Annotated in this window: 13 protein-coding genes and 1 pseudogene; 1 reads left to right on the top strand and 13 read right to left on the bottom strand. The window is 61.8% G+C overall.

Annotated elements, in window-relative coordinates; translation table 11 throughout:
* Positions 1-35 precede the first annotated feature (35 nt).
* From cueR to C7435_RS10790, 12 genes and pseudogenes are all read right to left on the bottom strand, one after another.
* Positions 36-422, bottom strand: coding sequence for a Cu(I)-responsive transcriptional regulator (cueR, locus tag C7435_RS10840; RefSeq protein ID WP_075189177.1), 387 nt, complete (start codon positions 420-422; stop codon positions 36-38).
* Complete coding sequence (locus tag C7435_RS10835) at positions 419-3,577, bottom strand: efflux RND transporter permease subunit (protein ID WP_121211470.1); 3,159 nt, start codon at positions 3,575-3,577, stop codon at positions 419-421. Before C7435_RS10835 ends, cueR begins: the two co-directional genes overlap by 4 nt.
* Positions 3,574-5,223 carry an efflux RND transporter periplasmic adaptor subunit gene (locus C7435_RS10830; protein WP_075189179.1) on the bottom strand — a complete coding sequence of 550 codons (1,650 nt, stop codon included), beginning with the start codon at positions 5,221-5,223 and terminating at the stop codon, positions 3,574-3,576. Before C7435_RS10830 ends, C7435_RS10835 begins: the two co-directional genes overlap by 4 nt.
* Positions 5,224-5,288: 65 nt before the next feature.
* Entirely contained in the window at positions 5,289-6,539 is a 1,251-nt protein-coding gene (locus tag C7435_RS10825) for a TolC family protein (RefSeq protein ID WP_121211469.1), read from the bottom strand.
* Positions 6,540-6,600: 61 nt separating this feature from the next.
* Complete coding sequence (locus C7435_RS10820; protein ID WP_147422679.1) at positions 6,601-7,002, bottom strand: hypothetical protein; 402 nt, start codon at positions 7,000-7,002, stop codon at positions 6,601-6,603.
* Positions 7,003-7,079: 77 nt separating this feature from the next.
* A complete protein-coding gene (locus C7435_RS10815; protein ID WP_121211465.1) occupies positions 7,080-8,411 on the bottom strand; it encodes an APC family permease in 1,332 nt (443 codons plus the stop codon).
* Positions 8,412-8,432: 21 nt separating this feature from the next.
* Positions 8,433-8,576 carry a hypothetical protein gene (locus C7435_RS17160; RefSeq protein WP_170150440.1) on the bottom strand — a complete coding sequence of 48 codons (144 nt, stop codon included), beginning with the start codon at positions 8,574-8,576 and terminating at the stop codon, positions 8,433-8,435.
* Between the two features lie 25 nt (positions 8,577-8,601).
* Positions 8,602-8,967 (bottom strand): annotated as a pseudogene (locus C7435_RS10810) (DUF3703 domain-containing protein); the annotation flags it as partial.
* Between the two features lie 57 nt (positions 8,968-9,024).
* The gene (locus C7435_RS10805) at positions 9,025-9,378 is read right to left on the bottom strand and encodes a hypothetical protein (protein ID WP_121211462.1); all 354 of its coding nucleotides are present in this window, start codon (positions 9,376-9,378) and stop codon (positions 9,025-9,027) included.
* Between the two features lie 354 nt (positions 9,379-9,732).
* Complete coding sequence (locus C7435_RS10800) at positions 9,733-12,870, bottom strand: efflux RND transporter permease subunit (RefSeq protein WP_121211460.1); 3,138 nt, start codon at positions 12,868-12,870, stop codon at positions 9,733-9,735.
* Positions 12,854-14,086: an efflux RND transporter periplasmic adaptor subunit gene (locus C7435_RS10795; RefSeq protein WP_121211458.1), complete on the bottom strand. Its 1,233-nt coding sequence runs from the start codon at positions 14,084-14,086 to the stop codon at positions 12,854-12,856. Before C7435_RS10795 ends, C7435_RS10800 begins: the two co-directional genes overlap by 17 nt.
* On the bottom strand, positions 14,083-15,339 hold the full coding sequence (locus C7435_RS10790; protein ID WP_170150439.1) for a TolC family protein: 1,257 nt from the start codon (positions 15,337-15,339) through the stop codon (positions 14,083-14,085). The genes C7435_RS10795 and C7435_RS10790 overlap by 4 nt, the downstream gene beginning before the upstream one ends.
* Before the next feature lie 724 nt (positions 15,340-16,063).
* Between C7435_RS10790 and lspA the strand changes: the two genes are divergently transcribed.
* Entirely contained in the window at positions 16,064-16,597 is a 534-nt protein-coding gene (gene lspA, locus C7435_RS10785) for a signal peptidase II (protein ID WP_121211454.1), read from the top strand.
* 4 nt (positions 16,598-16,601) lie between these two features.
* On the opposite strand, the gene C7435_RS10780 is transcribed toward lspA, so the two are convergent.
* Positions 16,602-16,900 (bottom strand): MerR family DNA-binding protein (locus C7435_RS10780; RefSeq protein WP_170150438.1); only part of this gene is annotated, 299 nt, incomplete at its 5' end.

Below are 16,900 nucleotides of genomic sequence, written 5' to 3'. Positions count from 1 at the left end.
TCCAGTGGCTGGAAGGTCAAGCGGCACGTTTCTGATTAATCGCCGGCCAGCCCGTTCATGATCGGACAGTCTGGCCGGTCATCGCCATGACACGCCAGAACGAGACGTTGCAGCTCTGACTTGATCATCGTCATCTCGGCCAATTTCCGATCAACCTGTGCAACATGATCCATCGCCAAAGCCTTCACATCGGCACTCGCCCTCGATCGGTCTTCGTACAGCGACAGCAGAGCGCGACAGTCGTCGAGCGAAAAGCCCAGACTTCGCGCCCGACCGACAAAAGCGAGCTTGTGAACATCTGTTTCTGAGTAGACGCGGTATCCATTGTCCGCCCGCGCCGGCGCGACCAGGCCCACCTCCTCGTAATACCGCAAGGTTTTCGAGGGCAGGCCGGTCGCACGGGAGACGTCTTTCACATTCACTGCACGCCTCCTGCCACTGCGGCGGATTGTGTCGGCCCGGCCAGCCCCACACGTTTCCAGATCAGGAACGCCGCTGGAATAACCAGAAGGGTCAGGATGGTGGCGCTGGTCATACCGCCGACCATGGGTGCCGCGATCCGTCGCATCACTTCAGACCCGGTTCCATCACCGAACATGATCGGCAATAGGCCGGCAATCGTAGCAATGACAGTCATCATGATCGGGCGCACCCGCAACAGGGCCCCCTCGATCACCGCCTCGTCAATATCCGATCTGTTCAGCGGCCGGCCGTCTTCATCTGCAAGAGACTGATGGCGGGTGAGCGCTTGCTCCAGATAGACGATCATCAACACCCCGATCTCGACAGCAACGCCTGCCAGGGCAATGAAACCCACACCGACAGCGACGGAGAGATTATACCCGAGCATGTCGAGCAGCCAGACCCCGCCGACCAAAGCCAGCGGCAGCGTCCCCATGATCATCAGGACCGGGGTCAGCCTCCGGAAATTCAGGAAGAGCAGCAGCAAGATGATGACCAGGGTCACCGGAACGACCACCGCCAGCTTTGCCTGTGCCCGCTCCATGTATTCGAACTGACCGGACCAACTGATCGAATATCCCGGCGGCAATTCCATATACTCGGCCAAAGCCTGCTGGGCTTCCTCAACATAGCTCCCGATATCGACCCCATTGATATCGACATAAACCCAGCCATTGGTACGGGCATTTTCGCTGCGGATCACACCAGGGCCATCGGCGATCGAGATATCAGCAACCCGCCCCAGCGGAATCTCGGCACCGGTCGGCGTGACCACCGGCAGATCCCGGATCGAGTCCACAGAATTACGATAGTCACGCGGGTAGCGAAGATTGATGGGATAACGCTCCCGGCCCTCGACACTCTCGCCAACAGTCATGCCACCGATCGCAGTCCGAACGACATCATGGACGTCGGCGACATTCAGCCCGAACCGGGCGGCTTCCAGCCGATTGACGTCGATATCAACGAACCGGCCTCCGGTAACCCGTTCGGCATAAACCGATGCGGTTCCGTCCAGTGTCCGGATAATGGCTTCCACCTCCTCGCCAATCTCGGCAATCACATCCAGGTCCGGGCCGGCAATCTTGATACCGACAGGCGTCTTGATTCCTGTCGCCAGCATGTCGATTCGACCGCGGATCGGCATGATCCAGGCATTGGTGAGGCTGGGCACATCCACAGCGGCATCCAGTTCGGCTCGAATGTCGTCAATTGTGATGCCCGGCCTCCACTCTTCGCGCGGTCGCAGCTGGATGGTGGTCTCAATCATGGTCAACGGAGCCGGGTCTGTGGCGGTCTCGGCTCGCCCCGCCTTTCCGTGCACTGTCAGGACCTCCGGCACGGTCATGATCAGGCGGTTGGTCTGCTGCAGCAATTCGGTGACTTTGCCCGCCGACACGCCGGGGAAAGCACTCGGCATGTAGAGGATGTCACCTTCATCGAGATCCGGCATGAACTCGCTTCCCATGCGGGACAACGGCACGGCGGCACTGGCGAGCACCAGGCCGGCCGCGAGCAGCACGGCAACAGGACGGCGGATCGCAAGACCGATGAAAGGCCGATAGCCCGCGATCAAAAGGCGATTGACCGGATTCTTGTGCTCCGGCGTGATCCGGCCCCGCACAAGATAACCCATCAGAACCGGCACCAGGGTAATGGCCAGGCCGGCAGCCGCCGCCATGGCGTAGGTCTTGGTAAAGGCGAGCGGATGAAAGAGCCGCCCCTCCTGGGCTTCCAGTGCGAAGATCGGAACGAAGCTGAAGGTCACAATCAGGAGCGAAAAGAAGAGCGCCGGCCCCACTTCGACAGAGGCCTTGGTGACGATCTCCCACCGGTTTTCGCGCGTGATCGGTTCACGCTCAGCATGCTTATGCATGTTCTCGATCATGACGATCGCGGCATCCACCATGGCGCCGATGGCGATCGCTATGCCGCCCAACGACATGATATTGGCATTAATGCCTTGGGCATTCATCACGATAATCGCGGTGAGAATACCCAGCGGCAAGCTCAGGAAGATCACGAGTGACGAGCGGAAATGGAAAAGGAAAAGCGCACAAATCAGCCCCACGACAAGGAATTCTTCGATCAACTTTTCCCGCAGGGAGGACACTGCCCGTTCAATCAGGCCTGCCCGGTTGTAGGTGGTGACGATCTCCACGCCCTCGGGCAGCGAAGCGCCGAGTTCACTCAGACGCTCTTCGACGCGCTGGATGGTCGCGCGGGCATTCTCGCCATATCGCATGACGACAACGCCGCCGACCGCCTCGCCCTCGCCATTGAGCTCGCCGATGCCCCGCCGTAATTCCGGTCCAATTGTGATGTCGGCAATGTCCGACATCAGTATTGGTGTGCCGGTTTCAGTAACCGCAACCGGGATCGCTTCCAGGTCCTCGACACCCTCGATATAGCCGGATGCCCGAACCATGTACTCGGCTTCCGCCATCTCGATGACTCGGCCGCCACTTTCCTGGTTGCCCCGTTCGATCGCGGTTCGGACCGCAGAGAGTGGTATACCCAGGGCACGCAGCCGGTCGGGGTCGGCGACAACCTGGTATTGCCGCACCATGCCGCCAATCGTGGCCACCTCGGACACACCCTCGATTGTCTGGAGTTCGTATTTGAGGAACCAGTCCTGCAGTGAGCGGAGGTCGGCCAGATCGTGCTGCCCGGTCCGGTCGACCAGGGCATATTGATAGATCCAGCCAACGCCGGTTGCATCCGGCCCCAATGCCGGACGGGCCGCGTCTGGCAAGGTTGGAGCCACCTGGGACAGGTATTCCAGAACCCGGGAACGAGCCCAGTAGAGATCGGTCCCATCCTCGAAAATGACATAGACATAGCTGTCGTTGAAAAAGGAGTAGCCGCGAACTGTCACGGCGCCCGGCACCGCCAGCATGGCCGTTGTCAGTGGATAGGTGACTTGATCCTCGACAACCTGCGGAGCCTGCCCGGGGTAAGTTGTCTTGATGATGACCTGAACATCCGACAAGTCGGGAATGGCGTCCATTGGCATGCGGGAGAGCGAATACACACCACTCCCTGCCAACATGGTTGCCAGAATGAGGACGATCAGCCGATTGCCTATCGACCAACGGATAAGAGAGCCGATCATTCCTCGCCCCCAGCATCAACTGGCCGCACGACCGCAATGCCCGAAATCTGCCATTGGCCTGGCCGCGTTTCATCAATCGAAAAGCTGACATGGTCCCCTTCAGAGACCCCATCAAGCGTAACACCGTCGCCCAACTCGTAGACCATGCTCATGGCCGGCATATCGATCGCCTCGATGCGCTCATGATCGATCTCAACCATGTTGATATCGGACATCAGGGTAACGACACGGCCTTGCCCTTCGACCACGGGATCCGGCTGCGCCGCGTCCGATCTAGCTATCGAGGCGAGGCGCCACTGCCCTTCATCGTTCTGACGCAAGGTGAAGCTAACCTCATCACCCTCCGACAGGCCGTCGAGCGAAACGGCGTCCAACGTGAAAAAAGACATGCTCATCACCGGCCATCCGAGTTCCGGGATCGGATCATGTGTCAGGTCGATCATGCCGTGCGACGCCATCACACCGTCGACAACCCCTGCGCCTTGTACGATTTCCGGGGGGGCGGCGGGCGCGTCAGCCCCCGCCATGCGCAAGGCGACACCCTGAAGACTAGCTTCGGAATCGATCAGGAACTGGCTGGACACCACCACGCGCTCACCTTCCGACAGGCCAGTGAGAACCTCGACGCGTCCATCGGCCTCAGCACCCGTGCGCACTTGCGCCAGACGGTACCGGCCGTCACCCAGTGCCAGAACCACCCGCTCCGATTGACCGGTACGGATGACCGCCTCGAACGGAACTGACAGCACATTGTCGCGCGGCGACGCCTCGATGCGAACATTCACATAGGCTTCGGGGCGCAAGGCACCATCGCTGTTTGCAAAGCGCATGCGCACCGGAATGGAACGACTTCGCGGGTCCACAGTCGGGTAGAGATACTCTACCTGACCGTGCCACATCCGGCCTGGCTGGGCGCGCGACTGCAGCCGGACGCTTTGCCCTGGCTCGATCGCTGCAGCCTCATCTTCAAACAAATCCGCGACAACCCAGACCTCTCGCAGGTCCGCAATCGTCATCACCACCATGCTCGGATGAGCATGCGCGCCTTCGCGAACATTCATCTCCAGCACAACGCCTGTTCGTGGCGCGTAAACGTCAACCAATCTTTGTGGCGTGCCGCGTTGCGCGATTGAGTCAATCTGGGCCTGATTGACCCCAAGGGCTCGCAGACGCGAGCCCGCCGCCGCCACCAGGCCTGGGCGGGACACATTGACGGCTTGCAGGAATTCACTTTGAGCCGTGACAATTTCCGGCGAGTACATACGGAAAAGCAGGTCGCCCGCTTCCACCACATCACCTACAGCGGCGATGCGCAGATCCTCGATCCAGCCTTGCGCCCGCACATCAACCACAGAGGCTAGGTCATCAATGGGCCGCACATAGCCAACCGTGGCCAGGTCTTCCGCAAACCGACCCCGTGTCACATTTGCCGTCCGGACTCCGATGTTGTTCTCGACAGCCGAGGAGATGGTAATGGTGGAATCGTCCGTGGGCTCACTACCGGCATATACCGGGATCAAGTCCATACCCATGGGCGACCTGCCCGGCTCGTCCTGGCGAAAATTTGGGTCCATCGGAGCGACCCAGTAGAGAATTTCCCGCTCGTCGGATGTTGCGGCAATATCGCTTCCGCCCACAAGGCTCATGCCGAGCGCGCCAAGAGCGATCCCCGCCAACAAAGTGCCGGTACCCAGAAGGATTGTACGCGGGGTCATTGGACGTCTCCCGTCAGGAACAGGATCCGGCTATGCGCCTGCAACGCGTCAACGCGGGTCCGGATCAAGGTCAGCTCGATATCCAGCAAGGCGAGCTCGGAGCGCACGAGTTCGGCAAAGTCTGCCTGCTCGTTTTCGTAGGCTGCAAGGACGGCTGCCGTTGTTTCACGCGCGCGCTCCAGCACACCCGTTTCATAAATCATGGCCGTTTCGTTGAGGCGCTGGAAGCGTATCCAGTCTTCATCCAGTTGTCGGCGCAGATCGAGCAGCAACGCTCGACGGCCCAGCTCTTCGGCGGAACGCATCTGACGGGCTCCAGCCACGCTTTCATCCTGCCGCCGCTGACTGAAAATGGGCATTTGCACGCTCACACCGATGCTGGCGACGTCCGACCGGCTGCCTCGCACGCCATATCCGGCATCCACACTCCAGACCGGATTGTAGGCCTCCAGTGCCAGATCGATCTCCCGCTCGCTTGCCTCGATCCGGGCGTTTCGTGACATCACGGACGGATGTCTGGCCAAGGCATCCAAAGCCTCGTCGCCCCCGGGCAATGCCGGCAGGACAGGTAATCGCGGCAGCATGTCTCGTCCTGCTGCGGCAGCGCCGACATAACGCGCCAACTGCGCCCGGGCTGTTCCAATTTGCCGATCGATCTCAATTTGCCTGGCATCCAGCAATGCGGTTTCCAGGTCCACGCGGATGACGTCATGGGAATTGCCTCGCCCGCTGGCAAACAGGGCCGTAGCCACCTCGCTGAGCTGTCGGATCTCTTCGCGCCGGGCCCGCGTCAATTCACCTGCCTGTTCCCAGTAATAGGCTTCCAGCCAGGCCAGACGGACTGATCGTGTGATCAATCGCTGTTCCAACCCGCCAAGGGCCAGAACGCCCTGGGCCTGCGCCCGCTGCCGCTCTCGCTGCAGGTGACGGCTCGCGTTGCTGGGTATGACCTGCCGCACGCCGACCTGCATCTGGGTCATCGCTTCACTGTTGGGGTCTAGATTGCTGAGGGGGAGGTTGGCGAGGCCAACCCGCAACGTCGGATCCGGCAGAGCCATGGCCGCCTCGCCGGCACGCTCGAGCGCTACGGCACGCGATCTCAAACTCCCAATGGCCGGGTCTTCGGTTTGGCCGGCGATCAACACGGCCTCCGCCAAGCTGAGCGGAGAGGGTTCAGAAGCAGGTTGCGCAATCGCAGTTGAAAGCTGAAGCGCAGCCGCAAATGCGGCAATGGCGGGCATGGACATGAATGTCTCCGATGCGGGCAGAACGAAGGTGAAATGAGCCCATTAACAAGGCTCGGCTTCGTCACGCGCGCGGAGGACGATCCAGATGATCCAGAATGGTGGAAACCGGCCGGAGCACGACCCTGCGGGTAGTTCGTTCGATATGGCCCGCTGCCGGGCGCGTCGTCGCACTATCTGGGATCAGGGTCGAAAAGGAACAAGCAAGGCCGCACGGATTACCGGAGCACGCATCCATGCCATTACAGGGCTGGCCACGCTCTGCGGCGCCGACATCTTCAATGCCGCTGCCTTGCGGGCAGCAATCATGGTCCAACATTTGGGTCATGTCGCTTGGGGCCGCGGCATCCGGGCCGACGTCGGAGGCATAGCCTGTCCCGCCCAGCGCGAGTGCGCCCAGCAAAACCAGGATCAGGCTGAACCGTCGCCAAACCAAAATCGTGTGCCTCCTTCGCGCGCCGATCATGACACCCTATACGATGAGTATTGGTATTTCCCTCACACGGAATGTCACAGGCGTGTCCCCTTTATGATCCGGGAGGCTCACGTTCCGCTCTGCTCGGCAGCTGCCGTCCGGACCCAATGAGACAGATAGATGCGTTCGAACGCGAAAACGGCAGCGATCGAAATCACAGCGATCAGAACAATCAACGGGTCCTGCTGCAGTTTGAGACCGGTAAACGCCATCAGAACCACAGCATCCAGCCCCAGAGCGATCAGTAGAATGACACCGGACGCGCCAATTTCCACACGGCGGAATTTCCACACACCGAAATGAACGGCCATGTCCATGACCAGATAGAAGAAGGCGCCGAGTGACGCGATCCGGCCCAGATCAAAGAACACCGCCAGCACGGACGCGATAACGACCGTGTATACCAAGGTGTGGCGCTGGATCGGCCCAGGCATTCCGAAATGCCTGTGTGGAATCATTTTCATATCGGTCAACATGGCCAGCATGCGAGAGACGGCAAATACACTGGCGAGCACGGCCGAAGCAGTCGCCACCGCCGCGAGCAATACCGTAAGATAAAACCCGAAACGCCCGAGCGCCGGCTCGGCGGCTTCTGCCAGCGCGAAATCCCGTGCCGCCACAATCCTATCCAGTGGCAAGCTGGACCCGACACCGAATGCCACGAGTAGGTAGAGCAGGACACACACCAGGATCGACGCCATGATAGCGCGTCCGACATTACGATGCGGTTCGGTGATTTCCGCGCCGCTATTCGTGATGGTGGTGAACCCCTTGAAGGCGAGAATGGCTAGCGCTACTGACGCGACGAATCCGAGCAGTCCGCTCGCGCCCTCATCACCAGCTGCGCTAGCGGCAAACCCGATTCCACTGGACCAGAGCGCCGCGATCCCAAACGCGGCAATCCCGCCGATCTTGAGCAGGGCCATGAACATCGAGAACAGTCCGATGGACCGATTGCCCGAAATGTTGATCAGAAAGGCAAATCCGATGACGCTGACCGCCAGGACGGGCACCAGCGGACCTCCCGACACATCGAAACCTCGCAGGACGTAAGTCGCAAAAGTCCGCGCCACCAAGCTTTCCGCGATCACCATGCTCAACGCCATAAGGAGAGCCGCGCCGGCTGCAATCGCTCCCGACCCGTAGCACTTCTCCAAGATCATGGCGACGCCGCCAGAGGACGGCCACGCATTGGACATTTTGATATAGCTATAGGCACTGAATCCCGTGATCACAGCGCCGATGATGAACGCCAGCGGGAAAAGGCGGCCAGCCAGCTCTGCCACCTGACCAGTCAGCGCAAAAATGCCGGCGCCGATCATCACGCCTGTTCCCATCGCAACAGCACCGGGAAGCGAGATGGAGCCAGCGTTGTAATGCGTTTGTTTGTGCTCAGTCATGACACCCTCGCGGCAACAGCTTCAACCAAGCGGCCACGATCTCTCCTGTGGGTCAAGCTGATGGCAATAAGCCAACACCATGTGGCTGGAAATATCGGCGCGTACTGGCAGATAAAGCTCAGGGCTGCGGGAAGTGATCGTTTGGTTTTCCGTCGCCTTGTCCATCCCGCGCTCTCCGGTTCAGTCCACGTCAACGATTCAGGACGATAAAAGCCGAAGCCGCGAGGAGGGCGAGTACAGGGCCCCTACCGATGACACCACGGGCTACCGAGTAGTTCTGCAGCAACGCCTCGAGGTCTTTCGGGATCGCCATTGGCTTGATAGCGAGAACACCTGCCCCTCCGGTGTTGCCCTTGGGGACCCATCCGAAGACGTAGCCCGGTATCACGGCCACGAGCCGCACAACCTGTCCGCGATTTTCCTGCCGGTTGGACCGGCGGATACCGAGCTTCAGCATCCACCAGTGCGCGGACAAGTGTTTGAGAAAATAGCGTTGGCCGAGAATGTGGACCCGCTCAAAATGGCAGAACGCCAGTTCGTCCTCAAGGAGAGCATAAGCAGCGCGCGCGGTTCATTTCTTCGGCCCAGGCCGATGTCAGACTACGGCTCATGATCACACTTCGGCCAAATCGAACAGGGAGCATGATGCCGAGACAGAGAATTTCGGCACCTGTGAAGCAACAGCGGAACAATTGAACTCATTCAATTCACCAACAGGTTCCACGAGGGCACGGTGAGGGAGGTAGATGCATCGTTCAAGCTTAATCTCAACGTTGCTCGTAACCTCTTTGGACTCATCGCTACCGTCGAATATAGTGGCATCAACCAGCACGCTGCGGCGGCGGCTCGCAGAATTGAGCCGCCGGGGCAACAATACGTGCACACATTGCAGATTGACCTGCGAGCGCCGTCTCTCGCAGGTGCCGCCTTGGCCGTCGTCACTCTCGCGCAGAGTTTCGTTGAACATCGTCGTCCTCCTTGACCGACAGATTGTGACGCCCCGCGCAGCTTCTCGGTAAAACTGTGAAACGCATCGGCGACCAGGACGCGGACAGCTGGCTAGAGGCTGCCCAGGCTTCGGGCCACGGTCAGCAGGCCTTTTCCCGATTGGCAGCAAACGCCCGACTCTCGCCGGACTGCATTTCGGCTCCAAGCTCGTCATGGTCCGGTGGCATCGGGCTACTCCTTGGCGAAATCTGGAACAACCTAATTCCTCTAGCGACTACAGGGCCAACACCGGCGTCGGCGCGGGGTGGGATTGGAACTGGTAGTGAGCCCCCGGACCGGGGCGGCGATCCGAGGGCCCGAACGCGAGTCCAAGCTAGGTCTGCTCCTCCTGTTCCGGCAGCACCGGCCGCGGCGCAAACCATTTGTAGACGGCCGGCAGGACCAGCAGCGTCAGGACGGTCGACGTCACCAGTCCGCCGATGACCACCGCCGCCAGGGGACGCTGCACCTCCGAACCGATCCCGCTGGCAAACAGGAGCGGCATCAGGCCGAGCCCGGTCGTCGTGGCAGTCATCAGCACCGGTTGGGCCCGCATCACGGCGGCCTCGACGCTGAAGGCGTCGACATCCCGCCGCGTCCGCGCAAAGCGGTCGAGGAAGGAGACCAGCACCATGCCATTGCCCAGGGCGATGCCGAACAGGGCAATGAAGCCGACCGAGGCCGGCACAGACAGGTTCTGGCCGGTCAGCCAGAGCGCTGCGATGCCGCCGACCAGGGCGAGCGGGATGTTGGCCACGATCAGCAGGGCGCTTTTCAGGCGGCCGAAGCTGAACAGGAGCAGTAGCATCACGATGCCCAGCGTGACCGGGATGACCACGGCGAAGCGGGCATTGGCCTGCTGCTGCAGTTCGAACTGACCGCCCCATTCGACGTAGTAGCCGGATGGCAGGTCAACTCCAGCGGCAACGGCTTGCTGCCCTTCGGTCACGAAGGAGCCGATGTCGCGGCCGCGGACATTGGTCTGGATGGTGATGAAGCGCCGCCCGTTCTCGCGGGTCACCTGGCGCGGCCCCTCGATCCGTTCCACGTTCGCCACCTGGCTCAGCGGGATCAGTTCGCCGCCCGGCCCGTTCAGGACGATACGGCCGATGCGCTCCGCATTGGCGCGATCGGCCTCGGGATAGCGCACGACGATATCGAACCGCCGAATGCCCTCGAAGACCTGCCCGGCGGTTTCACCACCGACTGCACTGCGCACGACCGACAGAACGTCCTCGACGTTGAGCCCGAAGCGGCTCATCGCGTCGCGATCGACCGTGATGCGCAATTGCGGCGCTCCGGTCACCTGGTCGGTCTGGACGTCCGCCGACCCGTCGATGCCGCGGATCACGCGGGCGATCTCCGCCGCTTCCCGTTCCAGCACCGCCATGTCCTCGCCGAACAGTTTGATCGCGAGGTCCGCCTTGGTGCCGGTGAGCAGTTCGTCCGTCGCGGCCGCGATCGGCTGGGTGATGTTGAACCGTGCTCCGGGGAAGTCCTCGAAGCGCTCGCTCATGCGAGCCAGGAGGTCCGCCTGCGTGCGCGCCGTCGTCCATTCCGATCTCGGCCTCAAGGCAACGAAGGCTTCGCCGCTGTTGACCGGATCGGCATGAGCGCCGACTTCGCCGCGGCCGACCCGTGTCACCACGCGCTCGACCTCCGGAAAATCGTCGAGCAGGGTCTGCTCGAACCGGGTGACCGTATTGCGGGCCTCCGGCAGGCTGATAGAAGGGGCCATCGTCAAGCGGATAAGCAGGTCGCCCTCGTTCATGCGCGGGGTGAATTCCGAGCCGAGGCGCGGAAAGATCAGCGCGCCCGCCGCCAGCATGACGCCGGCGAGCAGGACGGCCGCCCAGCGCCGCGCCACGAAGAAGCCGACCGCCGGACCAAACCAGCGGGCATAGAGTCCGCCGCCTTGCGCACGGGCCGACCTTGGCCGCAGACCGAGAAAGGCCGCGGCCGGCGCCAGAAGGACGGCGAAGACCAGCGAACCCGCCATGGCAAAGACAACGGCAAATGCAAGCGGCCGGAACGTTTTCCCCTCGACGCCATCGAGCGTGAGAATCGGCAGGAAGACGACCACGACGATGAGGATGGCAAAAACCAGCGGCTGCAGCACCTCGGCGCAGGCTTGTGCCACCACATTGCGCCGGTTTGCCTCAGCTTCGGCCTCACGCAGGCGGCGATTAGCGTTCTCCACCATGACCACCGCCCCGTCGACCATCATGCCGATAGCGGTCGCGATCCCGCCCAGCGACATCAGATTCGCCGAAACGTTGAAGAGACGCATCGCGATCAGGGCAAAGCCGACCGAGAAGGGGATGGACGCCACCACAATCAGGCTCGGCCGCCAGCCGCGCAGGAAGGCGAACAGGATGACGGCAACCAGCAGGGCCCCCTGCCAGAGTGCCGTCGTCATGGTCGAGACGGCGGCACCGACCAGTTCGGACTGGTCGTAATAGGGCACGGCCTCGACACCTTCGGGCAGGGTTTCGTTGATGCGGTCCAGCCGGTCGTGAACGCGGCCGATCACTTCATTGGTATTGGCCCCGATCAGCTTGAGCACCAGCCCGGCGACAATCTCGCCCTGGCCGTTCATCGTAGCCAGGCCTTGGCGGGGTGCGCCGCCGATCCCGATCCCGGCGATATCCCGAACGCGCACCGGCACGCCATCGACGACCTTGACGACGATATCGCCCAAATCGTGCTCGCCTTCGGCCAGGCCGACCGCCCGTACCGTATATTGTTCGGAATTCTCGACCAGGAACTGCGCCCCGGCATTGGCATTATTGGCCCCGACGGCCGCCACCACGTCCGCAACGGTGAGGTCGTAGCGCAGGAGCGCGTCCGGCCGCACCTCGATCTGGTATTGCCGTTCGAACCCGCCCAGCGAGAGAACCTCCGTCACGCCGCGTACGGTTTGCAGGTCGAACTTCACCAGCCAGTCTTGGATGGTGCGCAGTTCGACACCGTTCAGGGCGCCATCGGTGCTGTCGAGGAAATAGAAGAGGATCTGTCCGAGCCCGGTGGTGATCGGCCCCATGGCCGGCTCGCCGAAGCCGTTCGGTATGTCCTCGCGTGCCAGCCGGAGACGTTCGCCGACAAGCTGGCGGGCCCAGTAAATATCGGTCCCGTCCTCGAAATAGATATTCACCACCGACAGGCCAAAATTCGAGGTGGAGCGGACCTCCGTCAGCCGCGGCAGCCCGTTCATGGCCGTCTCGACCGGGAAGGTGACGTAGCGCTCCACCTCTTCGGGGGCGAGGCCTTCGGTTTCGGTGAAGACCTGCACCAGGGCGGGCGTGACGTCGGGGAAAGCGTCAACCGGCATGGTCCGGAAGGTGACGCCGCCCGCTACGATGACCGCGATGAAGCCGAGCACCGCCAGGAGGCGTCCGCCGGCGAGGCGATGCAGGAGCCGCGTGGCCGCCCCTTGGTATTCCGGGGAGGTGTTGTCAGTGGGCGTGTCCATCTTCGAACTCCCCTTTTTGCAGTTCCGATTTCAGAGCGAAGGCGCCGGCGGTTGCGATACGTTCGCCCGGCTCGACCCCTGCGAGGATTTCCGCAAAGCGGTCAGAGCGCCGTCCGATGCGGACCGGACGAACTTCGAAACCGTGATCGGTACGTACGAAGACCGCATCGGCGCCGTCGATCGTCTGCAGCGCACTGGCCGGCACACGGGTGCTGGCTCGGGCGGCGAGCGCCTCGGCGTGAACCGTGACGAACATGCCCGGACGCAAGCGCTCGCCGGCATTGTCGAGCACGATCCGTGCCCGGCCCGTGCGAGTGCTTTCGCCGAGCTGGGGGCTGACGAAGGCGATCTCGCTGACGATTTCGGGGCCGCCGTCGCCCGGATCGATCCGGACGGGACTTCCGGCCCGCAGCTGGTCGAGATCGGCACCGTAGATGGCCGCATCGACCCAGACCGTGGACGTATCGGCAATGATAAAGGCCGGCGGCTGCGCGCCTTCCTCGATCACCTCGCCCAGCACGGCGTGGCGCTCGATGACGATTCCGGAGATCGGTGCCGCGAGCGCGTAGCGTGTCAGGGGCTGATCGGTTCCCGAGGCAAGGGTGGCGCGCGCCGCCTCGTCAACGCCCAGCGCCTCCAATTGCTGGCGGGCGCTGCGCACCTCGATGCGCGATTCCTCCAACGCCTGGCGGGCGTCGAGGAAATCCTGTTCCGCCGAAATCTGCTGCTCCCACAGCCGCCTCTCGCGCTCGAACCGCGATTGGTTGAGGTCGAGGCGGGCCAGGGCGGACAGGGATCCGGCCTTGGCGTCCGCCAGGGCGCGACTGTCGAGCACGGCGAGGAGCTGGCCGGTTTCGACCGCGTCACCCTCGGTGACATGGACGGCATGAACGATACCGGATACCCGCGGCGAGACATGGGCCAGACGCGTTTGGTCAAACCTGACCTCGGCGGGCAATTCCACCTCGCCATCCACGGGGCCAGAATCGACCGCGTCAACCGTAATGCCGAGCGCGGCGATATCGTCGTCGGACAGCTCTATGATTCCGACTTCATCGGCGTGATTGTCCTCTGCATGCCCGGTGTCAGTCGCGTTGTCATGGGCATCTGCGCCTACTGGAGCCTCGTGCGCGGACACTTGAGCGGGCGGGCCCGAACAAGCAGCCAGGAGGGAAAATGCCGCCGTGCCGGCGAGCAGTGTTCTGGTCATTGTCATGGGTTTGCCTCCGCGCCGGCAACGCCGGCGAGCTGTTTCAGGCGAGGTGCTCCGAAGAGCACGTCAAGTTCGATGGCCGAGCGAGCGAGTTCTGCCCGGGCCTCAATCGCCTGGATGCGTGTGTCGAAGTAAGTGCGCTGGACGTCCAGCAGATCGAGAAGCTGCAGCGCGCCCTCGCGATAGGCGAGACTGGTACGGGAGAAGGCGTTCTCAGCGGCAGGCAGCACGTGTCCGCTCAATGCTGCATAACGCTGCTGCGCGTCGCTCCACCGACGGTAGGCGGCTGCATGTCGCGCCAGCAATTGCCGCCGCAGAGCCTCCTCGTCCAGTCGGGCCCCGGTCTCGCGCGCCGCGGCTGCGGCGATCGCGCCCTGATTCCGGTCGATCACCGGGATCGGCATTTCGACCATGGCGAGATACGCCGTCTCGCTATCGCTGCCATAGCGCCTAATCCCGGCACCGACCGTGATATCCGGGATGGCTTCGGCCCGTTCCCTGGCAATCTCTTCGCTTCGTGCCCGGGATGTCTGCTGGGCCACCGCCAGATCCGGATTGCGCCGCATCATCGCCTCCGGCGTCAGTGCCGACAGTTCCGGGTTGTTCACAAGCACGGACGGGGGCGCGACCTCGCCCGCCGCCGCGCCGCCCCACATCGCGGCCAGCGCAAGACCTGCACGCCGCGCCTCGGTCAACGCCGATGCCGCCTCGATGCCGGCCGTGGCGGCCAGAATATCGGCCCGGTCGAGATTGATCGGCGAGGACCGCCCCGCCTCGACGCGCTGGCGTATGGCCGAAGCGGCAGCTTCCGCGAGATCCTGGAGCTCCGCCCTGACGCGGGCGGTTTCCTGGGCGGCACGGGCGTCTACGAATGCCGTGGCCGCTTCGCCCAGAAGGCCGGCAATCTCGGCGTTCAGCCTTGCTGTCTCGACACCGGCCCAGGCCTCGGCCGCCTCACGGGCGCGGCGACGGTCGCCGCCCAGCGGGATGGTCTGGCGCACGGCGACGGTGAGGTCGCCATCTCCTATACCGCCGCGATCACCGCCAAAGCCTTCGAGTTCTGCCTCGAAGGAGGGATTGTCCCACAGCCCAGCTTGAAGGGCGTCGCCGTGTCGGGCGGTCACCTCAGCGCGCAACGAAGCGATATGCGGGTTGGAATGTACGGCGCGTTGCAGGGCCGAGGAGAGTTCAAGCGGACCATTCTGCGAGACCGGCTGTGCCAGCACCGCGGACGCGATGAGAGCGCTGCAAGCCATGCCTGCAACCCCTCGACCCGGCCAATTCGGCCGGGGAGATTTGTCTGAATACATTCAGTTTTTCCAGTTGTCTGAAGAGAACGAAGGGTTCGAACGCTCTCGTCAGGCAATCGGCGGCTGGTATGGCGGCGCCTGCGCTCGGCCCGTACCGGATTCGTGGGAAAGGCGATAGGAGACCCGACCGGCCGGCGCACTCAGGTGCGGCGCGCCCGTTTTGGCCGGCATCGCATGATGGCAAACCCCACAGGCATGGACGGGGTGCTGCGCATGACGGTGATTGCTCTCACCGGAATCGTCCTCGGCGCGGTCCTCATGGCCCTGATGGTGGTCCTACCCTGGCACAGCGGCTTCCACCACCTCTCCCGAGAAGGATAGGACAGTCAGGAGAGCCAACAATGTGCGCAGCAAGTTTAGCACCAACACCTCCGGTTCGACAGTTCCTACAGAGAAGCGCCGTGTCGATCAACTCTCAAGCAATTGGAACAGTCTAATCCATCTAGCGGCTGGAGGTTCAACCTAATCGTCTGTGCCTTGTCAAACGAGCCGAAGGGCTCAGATCAGATGATCGACTGCCATTTTCGGTAGTGATGCAAACGACCGATGGGCGCCGATCTAGTCTCTCGACCTGATGGCGTGACTAGCTGGCTGAAGACAAATGTGGAAATGTCGGGCTATTCGGCATGACACTTCCACCGCCGTGTAACCCGCCAAGATTGCTGTCTTCATGTCAATTTTTAAGTCGAAATTTCTTGATCGCACCGCGTCCAGCCTAAGCCAAATTCGCGGCGACCAACTGGTAATGTTGCCAATTCTGATCGCGTCCGATCTTCTTGTGAAATTCAAAGTTGAACAAATTCTCACCGAGGTTGGCGCGTCGATCCCGATCTTCCCTGGGTTCAACTTTACCTTAGGCCGCAATCGGGGGGTTAGCTTCGGAATCCTGGATAGTTCGCATTGGATTGCGCCCTATCTGCTTTCAAGTTTCGCCATCGTCTTGGTTGTTTTTGCATTGAGCTGGGCCGCACGGCAAAGCTCCAAACTCATCAACTTCGCCGGCATTCTGTTTGCGGCGGGCGGGTTGGCAAATGCGATCGATAGGCTTGGCGATGGAGCCGTAACAGATTATTTGGATTTTGGATGGCAGGCGCTCCGCTGGCCCACATTCAATTTGGCCGACATTCTTATCTTCATTGGCGTAGTTCTGTTACTGATCGCATGGAGGAATGGGTCTCAGAATTTGGAAGACGGCGAGCAATAGTCAACTATTGCTCTTTGAGAGCCTTTGATTTGTGATCCGACAGGCATTTGGAGTGATCGAAGAGGCTTGTGACGATTTCACAAGAGCCGACTTTGCCACCGGCGCAGCCGTCGATCATGCGCATAAGTTCGCTTTCGAGCACACGAAGCTGCTCGATGCGTTTTTGCGTTTCAACTAGATGATGCCGCGCAAGTTCGTCCGCCTTGGCACAATCTGTGCCAGGGTTCTCCTGAAGATCGATCAGGTCTCGAATGGCTTCGACGGTAAAACCTAGATCACGCGCATGTCGGATAAAGCCGAGCA

Source organism: Maricaulis maris (assembly GCF_003634045.1).
Lineage (GTDB): Bacteria > Pseudomonadota > Alphaproteobacteria > Caulobacterales > Maricaulaceae > Maricaulis > Maricaulis maris.
This window is presented reverse-complemented; position numbering and strand designations above follow the sequence as displayed.

Bases quoted from the DNA above. Each gene is read 5' to 3' on its own strand.
- C7435_RS10835 (WP_121211470.1), bottom strand. From the start codon at position 3,577: ATGATCGGCTCTCTTATCCGTTGGTCGATAGGCAATCGGCTGATCGTC.
- C7435_RS10830 (WP_075189179.1), bottom strand. From the start codon at position 5,223: ATGAGCCTTGTGGGCGGAAGCGATATTGCCGCAACATCCGACGAGCGG.
- C7435_RS10825 (WP_121211469.1), bottom strand. From the start codon at position 6,539: ATGTCCATGCCCGCCATTGCCGCATTTGCGGCTGCGCTTCAGCTTTCA.
- C7435_RS10820 (WP_147422679.1), bottom strand. From the start codon at position 7,002: ATGATCGGCGCGCGAAGGAGGCACACGATTTTGGTTTGGCGACGGTTC.
- C7435_RS10815 (WP_121211465.1), bottom strand. From the start codon at position 8,411: ATGACTGAGCACAAACAAACGCATTACAACGCTGGCTCCATCTCGCTT.
- C7435_RS17160 (WP_170150440.1), bottom strand. From the start codon at position 8,576: ATGGACAAGGCGACGGAAAACCAAACGATCACTTCCCGCAGCCCTGAG.
- C7435_RS10805 (WP_121211462.1), bottom strand. From the start codon at position 9,378: ATGTTCAACGAAACTCTGCGCGAGAGTGACGACGGCCAAGGCGGCACC.
- C7435_RS10800 (WP_121211460.1), bottom strand. From the start codon at position 12,870: ATGGACACGCCCACTGACAACACCTCCCCGGAATACCAAGGGGCGGCC.
- C7435_RS10795 (WP_121211458.1), bottom strand. From the start codon at position 14,086: ATGACAATGACCAGAACACTGCTCGCCGGCACGGCGGCATTTTCCCTC.
- C7435_RS10790 (WP_170150439.1), bottom strand. From the start codon at position 15,339: ATGGCTTGCAGCGCTCTCATCGCGTCCGCGGTGCTGGCACAGCCGGTC.
- lspA (WP_121211454.1), top strand. From the start codon at position 16,064: ATGTCAATTTTTAAGTCGAAATTTCTTGATCGCACCGCGTCCAGCCTA.